The organism is Micromonospora sp. DT41, assembly GCF_049841715.1.
Classification (GTDB): domain Bacteria; phylum Actinomycetota; class Actinomycetes; order Mycobacteriales; family Micromonosporaceae; genus Micromonospora; species Micromonospora profundi.
In genome coordinates this window covers 320,272-337,837 of the sequence record NZ_JBNCKU010000007.1, presented here as the reverse complement: position 1 = coordinate 337,837, position 17,566 = coordinate 320,272, and the positions used below count along the sequence as shown (strand labels likewise).

The 17,566-nt window shown below is 70.9% G+C and carries 14 protein-coding genes; 10 read left to right on the top strand and 4 right to left on the bottom strand.

Annotated features, from left to right (window positions below):
* The first annotated feature begins 30 nt into the window (after positions 1-30).
* From ACLQ23_RS16490 to ACLQ23_RS16470, 5 genes are all read left to right on the top strand, one after another.
* Positions 31-678: a hypothetical protein gene (locus ACLQ23_RS16490; RefSeq protein ID WP_355631190.1), complete on the top strand. Its 648-nt coding sequence runs from the start codon at positions 31-33 to the stop codon at positions 676-678.
* 141 nt (positions 679-819) lie between these two features.
* Positions 820-1,755 (top strand): ABC transporter ATP-binding protein, encoded by a 936-nt coding sequence (locus tag ACLQ23_RS16485; RefSeq protein ID WP_355591101.1) that lies wholly within the window; start codon positions 820-822, stop codon positions 1,753-1,755.
* On the top strand, positions 1,752-2,576 hold the full coding sequence (locus ACLQ23_RS16480) for an ABC transporter permease (RefSeq protein WP_355591098.1): 825 nt from the start codon (positions 1,752-1,754) through the stop codon (positions 2,574-2,576). The genes ACLQ23_RS16485 and ACLQ23_RS16480 overlap by 4 nt, the downstream gene beginning before the upstream one ends.
* Before the next feature lie 312 nt (positions 2,577-2,888).
* Complete coding sequence (locus tag ACLQ23_RS16475) at positions 2,889-6,689, top strand: multifunctional oxoglutarate decarboxylase/oxoglutarate dehydrogenase thiamine pyrophosphate-binding subunit/dihydrolipoyllysine-residue succinyltransferase subunit (RefSeq protein ID WP_355591095.1); 3,801 nt, start codon at positions 2,889-2,891, stop codon at positions 6,687-6,689.
* Between the two features lie 115 nt (positions 6,690-6,804).
* Complete coding sequence (locus ACLQ23_RS16470; RefSeq protein WP_053660250.1) at positions 6,805-6,984, top strand: DUF6104 family protein; 180 nt, start codon at positions 6,805-6,807, stop codon at positions 6,982-6,984.
* 18 nt (positions 6,985-7,002) lie between these two features.
* On the opposite strand, the gene ACLQ23_RS16465 is transcribed toward ACLQ23_RS16470, so the two are convergent.
* Together ACLQ23_RS16465 and ACLQ23_RS16460 are read right to left on the bottom strand one after the other, a co-directional pair.
* Positions 7,003-9,132 (bottom strand): bifunctional polysaccharide deacetylase/glycosyltransferase family 2 protein, encoded by a 2,130-nt coding sequence (locus tag ACLQ23_RS16465; protein WP_355591092.1) that lies wholly within the window; start codon positions 9,130-9,132, stop codon positions 7,003-7,005.
* 67 nt (positions 9,133-9,199) lie between these two features.
* Positions 9,200-9,904: a hypothetical protein gene (locus ACLQ23_RS16460; protein ID WP_355591088.1), complete on the bottom strand. Its 705-nt coding sequence runs from the start codon at positions 9,902-9,904 to the stop codon at positions 9,200-9,202.
* 487 nt (positions 9,905-10,391) lie between these two features.
* Here ACLQ23_RS16460 and pta point away from each other — a divergent pair, with 487 nt between their 5' ends.
* Together pta and ACLQ23_RS16450 are read left to right on the top strand one after the other, a co-directional pair.
* Positions 10,392-12,461 carry a phosphate acetyltransferase gene (pta, locus tag ACLQ23_RS16455; protein ID WP_355591085.1) on the top strand — a complete coding sequence of 690 codons (2,070 nt, stop codon included), beginning with the start codon at positions 10,392-10,394 and terminating at the stop codon, positions 12,459-12,461.
* Positions 12,458-13,585, top strand: a complete 1,128-nt coding sequence (locus tag ACLQ23_RS16450; RefSeq protein ID WP_355591082.1) for an acetate kinase — start codon at positions 12,458-12,460, stop codon at positions 13,583-13,585. Before pta ends, ACLQ23_RS16450 begins: the two co-directional genes overlap by 4 nt.
* On the opposite strand, the gene ACLQ23_RS16445 is transcribed toward ACLQ23_RS16450, so the two are convergent.
* On the bottom strand, positions 13,586-13,756 hold the full coding sequence (locus tag ACLQ23_RS16445; protein WP_355591079.1) for a hypothetical protein: 171 nt from the start codon (positions 13,754-13,756) through the stop codon (positions 13,586-13,588).
* A gap of 156 nt (positions 13,757-13,912) precedes the next feature.
* Here ACLQ23_RS16445 and ACLQ23_RS16440 point away from each other — a divergent pair, with 156 nt between their 5' ends.
* Positions 13,913-14,809, top strand: a complete 897-nt coding sequence (locus tag ACLQ23_RS16440; protein WP_355591076.1) for an alpha/beta hydrolase family protein — start codon at positions 13,913-13,915, stop codon at positions 14,807-14,809.
* 56 nt (positions 14,810-14,865) lie between these two features.
* On the opposite strand, the gene ACLQ23_RS16435 is transcribed toward ACLQ23_RS16440, so the two are convergent.
* Positions 14,866-15,309 (bottom strand): MerR family transcriptional regulator, encoded by a 444-nt coding sequence (locus tag ACLQ23_RS16435; RefSeq protein ID WP_355591073.1) that lies wholly within the window; start codon positions 15,307-15,309, stop codon positions 14,866-14,868.
* An 89-nt stretch (positions 15,310-15,398) separates the two neighbouring features.
* On the opposite strand from ACLQ23_RS16435, the gene ACLQ23_RS16430 reads away from it, so the two are divergent.
* The gene (locus ACLQ23_RS16430) at positions 15,399-16,448 is read left to right on the top strand and encodes an aldo/keto reductase (protein WP_355591070.1); all 1,050 of its coding nucleotides are present in this window, start codon (positions 15,399-15,401) and stop codon (positions 16,446-16,448) included.
* 68 nt (positions 16,449-16,516) lie between these two features.
* Positions 16,517-17,488 (top strand): alpha/beta hydrolase family protein, encoded by a 972-nt coding sequence (locus ACLQ23_RS16425; RefSeq protein WP_355591067.1) that lies wholly within the window; start codon positions 16,517-16,519, stop codon positions 17,486-17,488.
* Positions 17,489-17,566: the final 78 nt, after the last annotated feature.

The window sequence follows — 17,566 nt, the reverse complement described above, 5'->3', positions numbered from 1 at the left end:
CGCCGGCCATGCCCCCACGGAGGTCGACAGGTGCGCATCGAGTCCCGCTACAACGGACCTCCCGGCTCGGGCAACGGTGGTTGGAGCGCGGGAGTGTTCGCCACCGCTGCCGGCGGCTCCGAGCCTGTCGAGGTGACGCTGCGCCGGCCGCCGCCGCTGGACACCGCACTGAGCCTGGTCGACGGCGCGGTCCTCGACCCGGCCGGCGAGATCGTTGCCGAGGTCCGCCCGGCCGGTGACGTGGACGCCGTCGTACCCCCTGTCGACTGGGCGACCGCGGTGACCGCCTCGACCAGCTACCCAGGGCTGGTCGAGCACCCGTTTCCCGGCTGCTACGTCTGCGGCCCGGACCGGGCGGACGGCCTACGGATCTTTCCCGGCCGGCTGCCCGACGACCGGACCGCCGCGCCGTTTCGGGCCCCCGAGCAGGTGAGCGCGGCAACGGTCTGGGCGGCGCTGGACTGCCCCGGCGGGTGGACCGTGCTCGCGGCGGGCCGCCCGTACCTGCTGGGCCGTATCGCGGCAGCGATCGTCGCCCACCCCGCGCCGGGTGACGAGTGCGTGGTGACCGGCGCGTTGGTCGGCGTCGACGGTCGCAAGGCGATGGTGCACACCAGCCTGTACGGCCCGGACGGCGCGCTGCTCGGTACCGCCCGGGCCACCTGGATCGCCCGCTGACCTGCGTCGTCGTCCGCACGGGGGACGCGCCTCCCCCGCGCGACGGACCACGCCGTACGGACCGCGCCTGATTGACCTTGTTGCTCTGGGCCGTCACGCTGTGCCACGGCGTACCTCGACGCCACGCACGGGAGGAGAACGATGACTGACGGGCAGCGAAGCCCCACCAGCGACGGTCAGATCGTGGTGTCCGGTCTGACGAAGCAATACAAGAGTGTGCGGGCGGTGAACAACCTGTCCTTCACCGTGGCACCGGGGCGGGTGACCGGCTTCCTCGGCCCGAACGGCGCCGGTAAGACCACCACGCTGCGCATGCTGCTGAACCTGGTCACGCCGACGAGCGGCACGGCCACCATCAGCGGCCATCGGTACGCCGATCTCACCGACCCGCTGCGGCACGTCGGCGCGGTGTTGGAGGCTTCCAGCGCGCACAAGGGTCGTACCGGCATCAACCACCTGCGGGTCATCTGCGCGGCGGCCGGTCTGCCCAAGCAGCGGGCCGACGAGGCGTTGGCCCTTGTCGGGTTGACGCCTGCGGCGAAGCGCAAGTTCAAGGGCTACTCGCTGGGCATGAAGCAGCGCCTCGGCATCGCCGCGGCGATGCTCGGCAACCCGCAGGTGCTGGTCCTGGACGAGCCGGCCAACGGGCTCGACCCGGAGGGCATCCGGTGGATGCGTGGGTTCCTCAAGAACCTCGCCCACGAGGGACGCACGGTGCTGGTCTCCAGCCACCTGCTGTCCGAGATGCAGCTGCTCGCCGACGACGTGGTGATCATCGCGGCCGGGCAGCTGATCCGGCAGGGCCCCGTCGACCAGGTTCTCGGGTCGATGGCGCAGAGCGCCCAGGTCCGGGTCCGCACCCCGCAGGCCGAGGCGCTTACCGCCGCGCTCAAGGCCCAGTCGGCCACCGTCAGCACCGACGAGCAGGGCACCCTGCTGGTCGCCGGGGTGGACGCCCCGACGATCGGCCGGGCCGCCCTGGCCGCCGGCGTCGAGCTGCACGAACTGACCACCGAACGGCCCGACCTGGAACGGGTCTTCCTGGAGCTGACGGCCGGAAAGGCGGGCATCCGATGAACCTCGTCCGATCCGAGCTGCTCAAGATCCGTACCACAAACACCTGGTGGGTCTTCGCGCTGATCAGCCTGCCGCTGTGGGCGCTCACCCTGCTCATCAACTGGTTGCAGGCCGACGTCCTGACCAGCGAGGACCTCGGCGAGGTGCCGGCCGACCAGGTCGACACCCTGACGGCCGCGGCCAGCGCGGACGCGCTCTCTTCGAACCTGTTCACCACCGGGCAGTTCTTCGGTCTGCTGATCGTGATGCTGCTCGGCATCATCGTGGTGACGAGCGAGTTCTTCCACCAGACGGTGACCACCACGTTCCTCACCACCCCGCACCGCACCGCCGTGATGAGCGCCAAGCTTGCCGCGGCGGGCGTGCTGGCGCTGCTGTTCTGGCTGGTCACCACCGTGCTCAACCTGATCGCCGGTTCGGCGGTGTTGAACGCGGTCGGGCTGGGCTCCCAGTTGGGCAACGACGCGGCCTGGCGGGCGATCGGGTTGAACCTGCTCGCGTACCTGCTCTGGGCGGTGTTCGGGGTCGGCATCGGTGTGCTGATCCGCAGCCAGATCGGCGCCACGGTGACAGGCATCCTGCTCTACCTGGGCGGCTCGATCGGCGCCATCCTGGTGATCAGCATCCTGGCCGCCCGCTGGGGTGACTGGATCAACAACCTGCAACTGCTGGTGCCGTCGCTGGCCTCGTCGTTGATGGTCACCGGCGCGGACATCCCCGGCAACCCGCCGCGCTGGGCGGGCGCCGCCGTGCTCATCGGGTACGCGGTGGTCACCGGCGTGGTCGGCACGCTGTTGATGCGTCGGCGCGACATCTCCTGAGCGACAGTTTCCGGGGTGGCGGCGGCACGGCCGCCATCCCGGGAACGCCCTCCGGGCCGCGTCAGCCGCCGGGGTGGCTTGTGGCGCTGCGCACGACCGGCATCCGTATTGGGTCGCTTTACCAGTCGGTGACCGGTCACGCAGCGCTTACTGAACTTCTGGCATCTTCTGTGAATCCGACCACGGTGCCGAGGCGGAAATGCCAGGGACTTTCGTACGGCGTAGCCTGGGAGTCGTCCTGTCCGTGCCGTTCACTGGCCCGGCGGGCGCCCGCGTGACACACAACCCGCGTGAAAGAGGCGATTACCGGCCGTGTCGACCCAGCAGACTTCGCAGGAGAACCCACTGGCGGGTTTCGGCCCGAACGAGTGGATCGTCGAGGAGATGTACCACCGATACCTCGCCGACCCCACGAGTGTCGATTCTGCCTGGCACGACTTTTTTGCCGACTACCGACCGGCGCCGGGCGCCGGAACACCGCGCGGGGGCGAGGCGTCGGGCAAACCGGCCGCCGCACCCGAGCCGGACGGCCAGCCGGAGGCGGCAGCCGCGGTGAGCCAGCCGAGCAGCGCCCAGCCGGCCACCGCCGCCAAGCCGACCGCCGCCAAGCCGGCGTCGGCCAAGCCCGCCGCCACGTCGGAGGCTGCCCCGGCCAAGGCCGCACCGAGCAAGGCCGCACCGAGCAAGGCCGCACCGAGCAAGGCCGCACCGGCGAAGCCTGCCGCGAAGGCCGCGAAGGCCGACGCGTCGAGCGATGACGGCCCGCAGACCACGCCGCTGCGAGGTGTCGCCGCGAAGATCGTCCAGAACATGGACGCTTCCCTGAGCGTGCCCACCGCGACGAGCGTGCGCGCGGTCCCGGCCAAGCTGCTTGTCGACAACCGCATCGTGATCAACAACCACCTCGCCCGTGGGCGCGGCGGCAAGGTCAGCTTCACCCACCTGGTGGGCTACGCGATGGTCCGGGCGCTCGTCCAGCACCCGGAGATGAACAACTCGTTCGCCGAGGCCAACGGCAAGCCGGCAGTGGTCCGCCCGGCGCACGTCAACCTGGGCATCGCGATCGACCTGGCCAAGCCCGACGGCAGCCGCAACCTGGTGGTCCCCTCCATCAAGGGCTGCGAGCAGATGGATTTCCGGCAGTTCTGGCAGGCGTACGAGGACGTGGTCCGGCGAGCGCGGCGCAACGAGCTGACCATGGAGGACTACTCCGGCACCACGATCTCGCTTACCAACCCGGGCGGCATCGGCACCGTGCACTCGATGCCGCGGCTGATGCAGGGGCAGAGCGCGATCATCGGCGTCGGCGCGATGGAGTACCCGGCGCCGTACCAGGGCATGTCCGAGACCACCCTCGCCGAGCTGGCGGTCAGCAAGATCATCACGCTGACCAGCACGTACGACCACCGGATCATCCAGGGCGCGCAGTCCGGCGAATTCCTCAAGGTCATGCACGAGCTGATCCTGGGTGAGCACGACTTCTACGACGAGATCTTCACCTCGCTGCGCATCCCGTACGAGCCGGTGCGGTGGATGCGCGACGTGGCGGTCAACTCCGAGGGCCAGATCAACAAGACGGCCCGGGTGCACGAGCTGATCCACGCGTACCGGGTGCGCGGTCACCTGATGGCCGACACCGACCCGCTGGAATTCACCATCCGCAAGCACCCCGACCTGGACGTCCTCCAGCACGGGCTGACCCTGTGGGACCTCGACCGCGAGTTCCCGGTCAACGGCTTCGCCGGCCGCAAGCGGATGAAGCTGCGCGAGATCCTGGGCGTGCTGCGCGACTCGTACTGCCGCCGGGTCGGCATCGAGTACATGCACATCCAGGACCCGGAGGAGCGGCGCTGGGTCCAGGAACGGATCGAGCGCAAGTACGAGAAGCCGTCGGCCGACGAGCAGAAGCACGTCCTCAACCGGCTCAACGCCGCCGAGGCGTTCGAGACCTTCCTCCAGACCAAGTACGTGGGCCAGAAGCGCTTCTCGCTGGAGGGCGGCGAGTCGCTGATCCCGCTGCTGGGTGAGGTGCTGGAGTGCTCCGCCGAGAGCGGCCTGGACGAGGTCGTCATCGGCATGGCGCACCGGGGTCGGCTCAACGTGCTCGCCAACATCGTCGGCAAGCCGTACGAGAAGATCTTCTCGGAGTTCGAGGGTCACCTGGACCCGCGCTCGACGCAGGGCTCCGGCGACGTGAAGTACCACCTGGGCCAGAACGGCAAGTTCACCACGCCCGGCGGCGACCACTCGGTAAAGGTGTCGGTGGTGGCCAACCCGTCGCACCTGGAGGCCGTCGACCCGGTGCTGGAGGGCATCGTCCGGGCCAAGCAGGACCGGATAGACCTCAAGCTGGAGGGCTACACCGTGCTGCCGCTGGCGGTGCACGGCGACGCCGCGTTCGCCGGCCAGGGTGTTGTCGCCGAGACGCTCAACCTGTCGCAGCTGCGCGGCTACCGCACCGGCGGCACCGTGCACGTGGTGGTGAACAACCAGGTCGGCTTCACCACCGCCCCGGAGTACAGCCGGTCGAGCCTCTACAGCACCGACGTGGCCCGGATGATCCAGGCGCCGATCTTCCACGTCAACGGCGACGACCCGGAGGCCGTGGTCCGGGTGGCCCGGCTGGCCTTCGAGTACCGGCAGACGTTCAACAAGGACGTCGTGATCGACATGGTCTGCTACCGGCGGCGCGGGCACAACGAGGGCGACGACCCGTCGATGTCCAACCCGCAGATGTACAAGATCATTGACTCGAAGCGCTCGGTGCGCAAGCTCTACACCGAGGAGCTGATCGGTCGCGGCGACATCACTGTGGAGGACGCCGAGGAGCTGCTGCGCGACTACCAGGCGCAGCTGGAGAAGGTCTTCAAGGCCACCCGGGACGCCGCCGCGGCACCGCGCCAGCTCAACCGGCCGCGCCGCGAGGAGGAGCCGGAGCCGCAGGTCGACACGGCCACCGACGTCTCCGTGGTGAAGGCGGTCGGCGACGCGCACGTCAACCTGCCGGAGGGCTTCACGCCGCACAAGCGGATCCAGCAGCTGCTCGACCGGCGGGCCAAGATGTCCGTCGACGGCAACATCGACTGGGGCTTCGGCGAGATCATCGCGTTCGGCTCGCTGCTGCACGACGGGGTCACCGTCCGGCTCGCCGGGCAGGATTCGCGTCGCGGCACGTTCGTCCAGCGGCACGCCTCGGTGGTCGACTCCCGCACCGGCGACGACTACCTGCCGCTGATGTCGCTCACCGGCGACGGCGAGCGCTCCCGGTTCTTCGTGCACGACTCGCTGCTCAGCGAGTACGCGGCGATGGGCTTCGAGTACGGCTACTCGGTGGAGAACATCAACGCGCTTGTCGCCTGGGAGGCCCAGTTCGGTGACTTCGTCAACGGCGCCCAGTCGGTGATCGACGAGTTCATCTCCTCCGGCGAGGTCAAGTGGGGTCAGCGTTCCGCCGTGACCCTGCTGCTGCCGCACGGCCACGAGGGTCAGGGCCCGGACCACACCTCTGGTCGTCCGGAGCGCTTCCTTCAGATGTGCGCCGAGGACAACATGCGGGTGGCCATCCCGACGACTCCGGCTAACTACTTCCACCTGCTGCGTCGCCAGGCCCTGTCGCCGAAGCGCAAGCCGCTCGTGGTGTTCACGCCGAAGTCGCTGCTGCGGCACAAGCTCTGCGTCTCCTCCGTCGAGGACTTCACCACCGGCACCTTCCAGCCGGTGCTGCGCGACACGGGCGCCCCGGCACCGGAGGCGGTCAAGCGGGTGCTGCTCTGCTCGGGCAAGGTCTACTACGACCTGTTCCAGGCCCGTCAGGAGCGCGGCGTCACCGACACCGCGATCATCCGGATCGAGCAGCTGTACCCGCTGCCGGTGGAGGAGATCCGGGCTGCTCTGGCGCAGTACCCGAACGCTGAGGACTTCGCCTGGGTGCAGGAGGAGCCGGCCAACCAGGGTGCCTGGTCGTTCGTCGCGCTCAACCTGCTGGAGCACCTCACCGACGTCCGGCTGCGGCGGATCTCCCGCCCGGCCGCGGCCGCCCCGGCGGTCGGCTCGGCCAAGACCCACGAGGTCGAGCAGACGGCTCTGATCGAGGCGGCACTCCCCCGCCCGTGATCTGAACGCACCGCGAGAGCCGGGGCAGCGCCGTCACCACGGCCTGCCCCGGCTGTCGTCGGCCCACCGACCACCCGCCCGGCCGCACCGGGTCGAGAGCATGAGGACGTACGCGATGTACTTCACCGACCGTGGCATCGAGGAGCTCGTGGAGCGCCGAGGTGACGAGCAGGTGACCCTTGAGTGGTTGGGCGAGCGCCTGCGCGACTTCGTCGACCTCAACCCCGAGTTCGAGACGCCGATCGAGCGGTTCGCCACCTGGCTGGCTCGCCTGGACGACATCGACGAGGACTGACCGTCCCGGCGTTCGGGGTTACGGCGCCGGGCGGGCTTCGACGGGCGGCGGGCGCCTGACCGGCGCGGTGGGCGGCGGTTCCAGGCCGGTCCGTCGCAGTTTCTGCCAGCCCAGCCGGCCGCCGGTAAGCGCGGTGACCACCGACTGGATGATCACCAGGTACATCAGTTGGCGGTAGGCGAACTGCTGGAGCGGTAGCACCCACAGCACGCCGAGCTTCTCCCGGTCCAGTCGGAACGCCACCACTGCGGTGACCAACTGCATGCCGAGCATCGCCAGCCAGGCGACCGCTGTGGCCTTCCGGTCGAGGAAGAACAGGCCGTACAGGGCCATCAGGTCGATCACCGGCGCGAGCAGCGGGAGCAGCACTCCGAAGAGGCTGACGAAGAACAGGCAGCGCCTGGTGAACCGGCCCGACGCGCCCCGGTCGAGCACTGAGCGGCGGTGCTTCCACAACGCCTGCATGGTGCCGTAGCTCCACCTGTAGCGCTGTTTCCAGAGCTGGCCGATGCTCGTCGGCGCCTCGGTCCAGGCGCGGGCTGTCTCCTCGTAGACGATCTTCCAGCCGGCGCGGCCGAGGGCGATGGTGATGTCGGTGTCTTCGGCCAGCGTGTCGTCCGTCATCCCACCGGCGTAGCGCAGCGCCTCCCGCCGGAAACCGCCGATCGCCCCGGGCACCGTCGGCATGCAGCGCAGCGTTTCGTAGAGCCGCCGGTCCAGGTTGAAGCCGATGACGTACTCGATGTGCTGCCACTTGGCGATCAGGCTGCGCCGGTTGCCGACCTTGACGTTGCCGGCCACCGCGCCCACCCGGGGGTCGGCGAAGGGCTGCACCAGCCGGCGGACGGAGTCGGGCTCGAAGATGGTGTCCCCGTCGACAAGCACGAGCAGGTCGTGCCGGGCCAGCGCGATGCCGGTGTTCAACGCGCTGGGCTTGCCACCGTTGGGCTTGCGGACAACCCGGACGTTGGGCAGGCGGAGCGCCTCGACGATGTCCGCGGTCCCGTCGGTGGAGCCGTCGTCGACGACGATCACCTCGATCCCGCCCGGATGGTCGCCACCGGCGAGCGAGCGGACCGACGCGGCGATCCCCTCCTTCTCGTTGTACGCGGGCACGATCACCGACACCGGCTCGGTGACCGGCGGCCCCCACGTCCAGTCCCTGGACCGACGGCGGCGGGCGTGCCGCCCGGCGAGCACGATCAGCACGGCGGTACGCCCCACAGTGAGCGCACCGACGAGCACGAACAGGACGCCGAGCACCCCCAGCACGTCGTCGGCGCCGCGCACCGCCCAGACCAGCATCCGACCGCGCCAGCGGTCCCCGGCGGTGGCGGGCTCCCCGGCGTCCACCCGGTGGTCGACACCGGCGGCGGCGAAGGCGAGGTTCAGTCCCTCGGTGGCGGTGACGAAGCGGTATCCCCGTTCCTTCATCAGCGGGATGAACCGATCCAGGGCGGCGACGGTCTGTGAGCGGTCGCCGCCAGCGTCGTGCCAGAGCGTGACGGCGCCCGACGTACCGTCCGGGGTCGCATTCTCAATGATCTTGTCTACGCCGGGTCGTGCCCAGTCCCGGCTGTCGGTGTCGTTGAGCACCGTCAGGTAGCCCAGGTCACCGGCGGACCTCACCACCGGCCAGTCCCTGTTGTCGATCGCGTTGGCGTGCGAGGAGTAGGGAAACCGGATCAGCGGGGTCCGCACGCCGGTGACGGCCGCCACGACGAGCTGCGTCTGGCCGTACTCCAGCTGTCGCCGCCAGGCCGGCAGCTCGGCGAGCTGGGGGTGGGTGAAGGTGTGCACGCCGACCTCGTGCCCACCCGCGACAAGGCTGCGGGCCGCGTCGGGGTGCCGGGACACCTGCGAGCCCAGCACGAAGAAGGTGCCCTTGACCTGGTGGGCGTCCAGGACACGGAGCACCTCGGGGGTCCAGACCGGGTCGGGGCCGTCGTCGAAGGTGAGCGCGATCGTGCGCTCCGGCAGCCGGTAGGAGCGGACCTGCTCGCTGTTGGCGCTGATGATCGGTCCGCCGGTCACCACCGAGGTGGGGACGTCCCGCTGCCCGCTGCTGCTCTGGTGGTGGTCCGGTGCGAAGGAGGCGTTCGTGTACGCGTTGACGAAGAGCACGCTGCCCAGGACGACAAGCAGCATGCCGAGCAGGATCCACCGCGGCTGCGGTACGGCCCGGCGGCGGTGGCGGATCGGTCTGATCGTCGGCTCAGCCATCGGCGCGGGGGCCGACGGCCTGCTCGGGCCTCTCGTCCGGCGCCGACGGCGGGTTCTCGGTGGGTGCCGTCACAGTGGGTGCGGGGGCCTCCGGGGCGGTCGGTGCCGGCCTGGAGGGGGTCGGTCGGCCCACCGGGTCGCGGGTCGGCGGGCGGGTGGCCGGCGGGCGGGTGGCGGCCGGTGACCGGGTGGGTGCCACCGAGGGAGGCAGCGCCGGGACGACTGTGGGCGCCGTCGTGACCGCTGGGGTGCGGGGGGCAGCCGTCGACGGATCGGGGACGGCGACGTTCGCATCGGTCTGCGGCGCGGGCCGCTCGGACTGCTTGACCTCGTCGACGAACGGGAGCACCGTGTGCGGCTCCACCACGCCCGCGAAACTGACACCCACCAGTCCGGTGTAGATCAGGCCGAGCAGCCCTGCGGCGTACGCGAGCAGGCGCAGGCGAGACTGGCGTCGACCGCTGGGGTCGACGAAGACCGGCGACTGCCGGCCTACGGGGGCCATCAGCGCGGTGGGGTTGTCGGACCGCCCCATGATCACGGTCGGCGCGTCGAGCAGGGCCGGCCGCACCTCGGTGGGTGCGTCGAACAGGGCCGGCCGCACCTCGGTCGGCGCGTCGAGCAGGGACGGCGCTACGGGCCGCCTGGACGTCTGGCGGGTTACGCGCGGTAGTCGACGCGAGCCATCGACGTCCATAACGCGCTCGGTACGATTCGAGTCGGCGGCCGAACCGCAGCCTGCCTTGCCTGCGGGCATCGACCTCCCGATCGACGTATCGTCGCTGCTCACACGGTGGGCAGTCATGGATTGAAGTCTAGGCGCGAATCTCGCTCACCTTCTCCTGCCGTCTCGCTGGTGAGACGTCGGCCGCACCCGCAAGCCCTCAGCAACAACCCATGCAATCGCTCGATCACTTGGCGTAGTCGCCTGGTCGGTCGATCGACCGCCGGGCCAGGTCTGATCGGGCCGGCTGACGTGACGAACCGGGGTCGCACCCCGACGACAAGCCGGCCCACCTCCGCGACCGGACCGCCCCGCACCCCGGCCCGGCAGACGGCGCGTGTCGATCGCCTCGCCCGGTCGCCGGCACGGTCACATTCGCACCCCATATCCGGCTGGTGATGTCGCGGTCCAGGGCCACCGGACCCGCGCGCAACAGACGGTGATCTTCTAGGGTGGGTGCGTGGCCCGCAGCGTCTATCTGACCAGCGTGGGGTCCGGCGGGGGCAAATCGACCATCGCCCTCGGCCTCGCGGAACTCCTCTCCCGGCAGGTCGAGCGGATCGGCGCGTTCCGACCGCTGGTCTCCGGCAGCCGACCCGACCCGATCCTCGCCCTCCTGCACGACCGCTATCGGATCGAAGTACCCGAGGACGAGCTGACCGGCACGACGTACGCCGAGGCGGCCGCTCTTGTCGCCGACGGCCGCCGGGAGGAGCTGATCTCGCGGATCGTCGAGCGGTACCGGGCTGTCGAACGGCGCTGCCCGGCGATGGTCGTGGTGGGCAGCGACTTCGCCGACGGCGGGGACGGCGCCGGCCCCCGCGAGCTGGCATTCAACGCCCGGCTCGCCACCGAGTTCGGAAGCGTTGTGGTGCCCGTGGTGGACGGCTTCGGCCAGCCGCCCGAGTCCATCGCGGCGACAGCGCGTGGGGCGTACCACGATCTGGTGGACCTGGGCGCGACGGTGCTCGCGGTGATCGCCAACCGGGTGTCCGAGCCGATGACGCTGCCGGAACTGCCGGTTCCCGCGTACGCCATCCCGGAGGTGCCGACGGTGTCGGCGCCGACGGTGGCCGAGGTCGCCACGGCGCTCGACGCCACGCTGCTGGCCGGCGACGACGCCACACTCGGCCGGGACGTCCTCGACTACGTGGTCGGCGCGGCGCACGTGCCGATCCTGCTCGACCATCTGACCGAAGGGGCGCTGGTAATCACCCCCGGTGACCGCGCCGACCTGATCGTCGCGGCAAGTGCCGCGCACGTGGCCGGGCAGGTCTCGCTGGCCGGCGTGATCCTCACCCTCGGCGAGCAGCCCGATCCCCGGGCGATGCGCCTTGTCGAGCGGCTCAACACCGGCTTCGCCGTGCTGTCGGTGCCCAGCGACAGCTACGACACCGTCGAGGCGTCCAGCCGGATCGAGGCGCGGCCCAGCCCGGCCAACCCGCGCAAGGTGGAGGCCGCGCTCGGCGCGTTCGAGGGCAACGTCGACAGCGCCGACCTGGCCCGCCGGCTGCGGGTCACCCGCTCCGAGCGGGTCACCCCGCTGATGTTCGAGTACGACCTGATCGACCGCGCCCGGGCCAACCGCCGCCGGCTGGTGCTGCCGGAGGGGACCGAGGAGCGGATCCTTCGTGCCGCCGAGATCCTGCTCCGCCGGGGCGTGGCCGACCTCACCCTGCTCGGCCGCCCGGACGACATCGCCCGCCGCACCCGCGAGCTGGGCATCGACCTGACCGGCGCGGACGTGGTCGACCCGGTCAGCAGCCCCTGGCGGGACGAGTTCGCCGCCGAGTACGCGAAGCTGCGCGCCCACCGGGGGGTCACCGTCGAGCTGGCGTACGACGTGGTGGCGCAGGCCAACTACTTCGGCACCCTCATGGTGGCCACCGGGCACGCCGACGGAATGATCTCGGGGGCCACGCACACCACGGCCGCCACCATCCGGCCCGCGTTCGAGATCATCCGTACGGTCCCGGACGTCTCGGTGGCGTCCAGCGTCTTCTTCATGCTGCTCGCCGACCGAGTGCTCGTCTACGGCGACTGCGCCGTCAACCGCGACCCGGACGCCGCGCAGCTCGCCGACATCGCGATCTCGTCCGCCGACACCGCCGCCCGGTTCGGCATCGAGCCCCGGGTGGCGATGCTGTCGTACTCCACAGGCAGCTCCGGCGCGGGCGCGGACGTGGAGAAGGTCGCCACGGCCACCGAGCTGGTCCGGGAGCGCCGCCCCGACCTGCTGGTCGAGGGACCCATCCAGTACGACGCGGCGATCGACCCGGCGGTGGCGGCGACCAAGCTGCCCGGCAGCCCGGTGGCCGGCAAGGCCACTGTCTTCATCTTCCCGGACCTCAACACCGGCAACAACACGTACAAGGCGGTGCAGCGCTCCGCCGGGGCGGTCGCCGTCGGCCCCGTGATGCAGGGCCTGCGCCGGCCGGTGAACGACCTGTCCCGGGGCGCGACAGTGCCGGACATCGTCAACACGGCGGCGATCACCGCCATCCAGGCCGCCACCGAGGAGGGCTCGTGAGTCGGGTACTTGTGCTCAACTGTGGGTCGTCGTCGGTGAAGTGGCGGCACTACGACGGGGACCGGACCCTCGACCAGGGCACCGTCGAGCGGGTCGGTGAGCCCGGCGGCGGCCCTGCCGATCACGCCGGTGCCGTCCGGCAGATCCTCGGCGATCTCGACCTGGACGGGCTCACCGCGGTCGGGCACCGGGTGGTGCACGGCGGACGGAAGTTCAGCACCCCGGTCCTCATCGACGACGCGGTGCTGGCCGCGATCCGCGACCTCGTGCCGCTCGCACCGCTACACAACCCGGCCAATCTGGCTGGCATCGAGGTGGCAAGGGCGGCGCTGCCGGACGTCCCGCAGGTCGCCGTCTTCGACACCGCGTTCCACCACACCCTGCCGGAGGCCGCCGCCACCTACGCGATCGACCTGGACACCGCGCAGCAGTACGGCATCCGCAGGTACGGCTTCCACGGCACCTCACACGCGTACGTCTCCCGACGCACCGCCGAACTGCTGGGCCGCCCGTACGACCAGCTCAACACCATCACCCTGCACCTGGGCAACGGCGCCAGCGCCTGCGCGGTGTCCAACGGCCGCAGCGTCGCCACCTCGATGGGGATGTCCCCGTTGGAAGGGCTGGTGATGGGCACCCGCAGCGGCGACCTGGACCCGACCGTGATCTTCCACCTGCGCCGTGAGGGCGGGATGTCGGTCGACGACATCGACGACCTGCTCAACCATCGCAGCGGTCTGCTCGGGCTGACCGGCGTCAACGACATGCGCGAGGTCCTCCAACGTCGGGCGGCCGGGGACCGGGCCGCCGCGCTGGCCTTCGACGTGTACTGCCGGCGGATCACCGGGTACGTCGGCGCGTACTACGCACTGCTCGGCCGGGTCGACGCGATCACGTTCACCGCCGGCGTGGGCGAGCACGCCGCGCCGGTGCGGGCCGCCGCACTGGAAGGGCTGGCCAGGCTGGGCATCGCCGTGGACTCCGCCCGCAACGACGGCGACGGCGACCGGCTCATCTCGCCGGACGGCGCCGAGGTGAGCGTCTGCGTCATCCGCACCGACGAGGAACGGGAGATCGCCCAGCAGACCCGTGAGGTGGTCGACGGCGGCGGCTCGCGGCGCTAGCTAGGCGACGAGCCAGACGACGACGGCCACCAGGAGCACGACGGCCGCAGCCACACCGATGATCAGCGGGAGGCGGGACGGCGACTCCGTCGACCCGGCGGCCTCCGGCGTCTGGGTGAACGCGCGGAACGCCTCGGTGTTGCCGCTGGGGTCCGTGTAGTTCTCAGCCATGCCGGTGACAGTAGCGAAGACGGCGTCGGCGTACCGTCCCGCCCACTCCGTCGGCCCGTGTCGACCCGGCCGGCGGAGTCGACCCACCCGGGTGGCGGGTGCAGCCGGGCCGGACGGCGGGCTCGCGGCACACCCCCTGGCACCTACGGTGAAGCCATGGGGGCGGGGCGGCTGATCGCCGTACTTGTGGTGTCGGCTCTGTTGGCTGGCTGCGCGCCTGCCACCGCCGCGCCGGGCGGGTCCGGCATCCCGGCGCCGGCGCGGCGGGCGCCCGAGGGGTCGTACGCCGTCGGCGTGCGTACGCTCACCCTCGATCCGCGCTCGGCGCGTCCCCTGCCGGTGACCATCTGGTACCCGTCGTCGACCGACGGGGTGGCCCCCGGGCGGTTCCCGGTGGTGATCTACAGCCACGGTCTGTTCAGCCGGCCCGAGTTGCACGCCGGGCTGACCACCCGGTGGGCGGCGGCCGGGTTCGTTGTTGCCGCCCCCGCGTACCCGCACACCCGACAGGGTGCCGCGCGGTTCACCCGGGCCGACGTCCGCAACCAGCCCGCCGACGGCTGGCGGCTCATCAGGCACCTGAGCCGCCTCGACAGCCAGCCCACCGATCCGCTCGCCGGCCACCTGGACCTCACGTCGATCGCCGCCGCCGGGCACTCCGCGGGCGGCTTCACCACCAGCGGCATGTTCGCCGAGGGCCACCCCGCCCGGCTGCGCTCCGGCATCGTGATCGCCGGTGGCGGACTGCCCGGCAGCTTCGCCGGGCCCGTCGCACCGCTGCTCTTCGTGCACGGTACGGCCGACCCGGTGGTGCCGCTTACTGTCGGCCGGGCCGCGTACGCGCGCGTACCGGGGCCGGCCGCGTTCCTCAGCCTGCTCGGTCAGGGCCACGGCGAATACCTGACACCGGGCAACCCGGGGTTCGCGGCGGTCCTCGCCACCACCATCGACTTCCTCCGGTGGACCCTCTACGGCGACCGGGCGGCGGGCGTACGCCTGCCCATCGGCGCCCGGACGCCCCTGACCCGCTACGAGTCCCGTCCGCCCCACTGACACCAACGCCCCGGCTCGCGAGCCGCCGATCGGTGCGGGGTGCAGCAGGCAGCCGGTTACACGGCCACCTGCCCAGCTCTCGGTGTGGTGTCGTCGCCGCCCTGGTGTTCGGTGCTGCCGTCCTGATCGAGCAGGTCCTCGTACACGCCGATCTTGAAGGTGATCAGGTCAAGACACTGGGCGAGCCGGCCCATCTGACCGGTGACGCGCTCGTGGTGCTCGCGCAGGAGCGCAAGCCGCTCCCGCTCGTTGCCGGCACCGTCGCGGACGAGGTCGGCGTAGCGCCGGAGCGCGGGCAGCGGCATGCCCGAGGCGCGGAGGATGATGCACACGGTCAGCCAGTCCACGTCGTCCTGGCTATAGACGCGACGCCCGCCAGGCCCACGGCGTACGGGGCTGACGAAGACGCCCTCCTGCTCGTAGAAGCGCAGCGCGTGCACGCTCAGACCGGTGCGCTCGGCGACCTGTCCAATGCTCAGAATCGCGGGGACGTCAGCCATGCCGTGCAGGGTAACGAGGGTTGACCTAGAGCCGGCTCTAGCTCCTACCGTTCCACGTGATCGTCACTGAATCACAGAGGAGCATCGCCATGCGCTACCGCACCCTCGGCGGCACCGGCATCGAGGTGAGCACCCACTGCCTCGGAACCATGATGTTCGGTGCCGTCGGCAACCCCGACCACGACGACTGCGTCCGCATCGTCCACACCGCCCTGGACCAGGGCATCAACTTCGTGGACACCGCCGACATGTACGGCCAGGGCGAGTCCGAACAAATTGTCGGGAAGGCGCTGCGGGGGCGGCGAGACGACGTCGTACTCGCCACCAAGGTGCACTTTCCGATGGGCGAGGGGCGCAACCGCGGTGGGAACTCGCGGCGGTGGATCCTCACGGCGGTCGAGGAAAGCCTCCGGCGTCTGGGCACCGACTGGATCGACCTCTACCAGATCCACCGCCCCGACCCCCGCACCGACATCGAGGAGACCCTCTCGGTACTCACCGACCTCGTACGCCAGGGCAAGATCCGTGCCTTCGGCTGCTCGACGTTCCCGGCCGAGGAGATCGTCGAGGCGCACCACGTCTCCGAGCGTCGGGGCCTCGGCCGGCTGCGTACCGAGCAACCGCCGTACTCGATCCTGGCCCGGGGAATCGAGGCCGCACTCCTGCCGGTCTGCCAGCGCTACGGCATGGGGGTGTTGGTCTGGAGCCCGCTCGCCTTCGGGTTCCTCACCGGCAGATACCGCAAGGGACAGCCCGTCGACCTGTCGACAGGGCGTGCCGTCCTGCGCCCGGCGCAGTTCGATCCCGCGATCGCCGAAAACACCGCCAAGCTCGACGTCGTCGAACAGCTCGTCAACCTCGCCGCACAGGTCGGCTGCACGCTGCCGCAGCTCGCCATCGCCTTCACGGTGGCCCATCCCGCCGTCACGTCGGCGATCATCGGGCCACGGAACAATGGGCAACTGGAGGATCTACTCAAGGGCGCGGCACTCACCCTCGACGACGCCGTCCTCGACCGGATCGACGAGATCGTGCCGCCTGGAACCAACATGTACAACCCCAACGCCGCCTTCCCGCCGCACGCACTCACCGACACCGCGCGCCGACGGCGGCCACTCTCCGAACGCGCCGCAGCGTGAGGTGGGTGGGTGACGGTGTCGGCACAGCACGCCCAACCCGGTGACCCCGGCAGGGCACAATGAGCCTCATGTCTCGTCGCGTCACCCCCACGCTGCTGGCCACCACTCTGCTCATGGCCGGTCTGGTCGGCTGCTCCTCCGACGCCCCGGAGAACGCGACCGCACCGGCGCCGGCCACGCCACCGCCCGCCGCCACCGCCACACCGACACCGCAGGTCCCCGCCGGGACCGCGCCGGAGACCGCCTTCGCTGTCGGCGTACGCCAGCTGAAGCTGAACCGGGACGGCCGTGCGCTTCCCGTCACGCTCTGGTACCCGGCGGCCGGGAAGGCGGGCGGCGCGGCGAAGCGGTCCGCGACTGCCGCGGAGGGCCGATTCCCGGTGGTGATGTTCAGTCACGGCCTCACCGGTCACCCGGACGACTACGCCCCGTTGCTGACCCGGTGGGCGACGGCGGGATTCGTCGTGGCTGCGCCGGTCTTCCCGCACACCTCACGGGGCAGCGACGGCAAGCTCGTCGACGTGCTCAACCAGCCGGCCGACGTGTCGTACGCGCTGACGCAGGTTCTCAACCTCGACGCCAAGGCCGGCGACGGCCTGCGCGGCCGGCTGGCCACCGACCGGGTGGCGGCGGCAGGGCACTCGGCCGGCGGGGTGACCACCATCGGTCTCTTCACCGGCGCCCGGGACGAGCGGCTGGACGCCGGGGTCGTGTTCGCCGGTACTGCCGTCGGCGTGGGCACCGCCTTCGCGGGTGCCGCCGCACCGCAGTTGTTCGTGCACGGCGAGTTGGACGAGGTCGTCGACTACGCGGCAGGCAAGGCCGTCTACGACAAGGTGCCCTGGCCGAAGGCGCTGCTGAGCCTGCCCAAGGGCGACCACGGGCGCGGGCTGCTCGGCGACGTCAAGACGCTGCGGGTCGTCTCGGACACGTCCATCGAGTTCCTCCGCTGGTCGCTGTACGGCGACGCCGCGGCCAAGGAACGCCTCTCCACGGGTGCCGAGCGCGGCGACCTGGCAACCTTCGACGATCACCTCTGAGCCCTGCGCAGCGCCGGACCGCGCTGCACGCCGCACCGCGCTGCGCGCCGCTCAAGATCCGCGCAATAACCAGGAAGT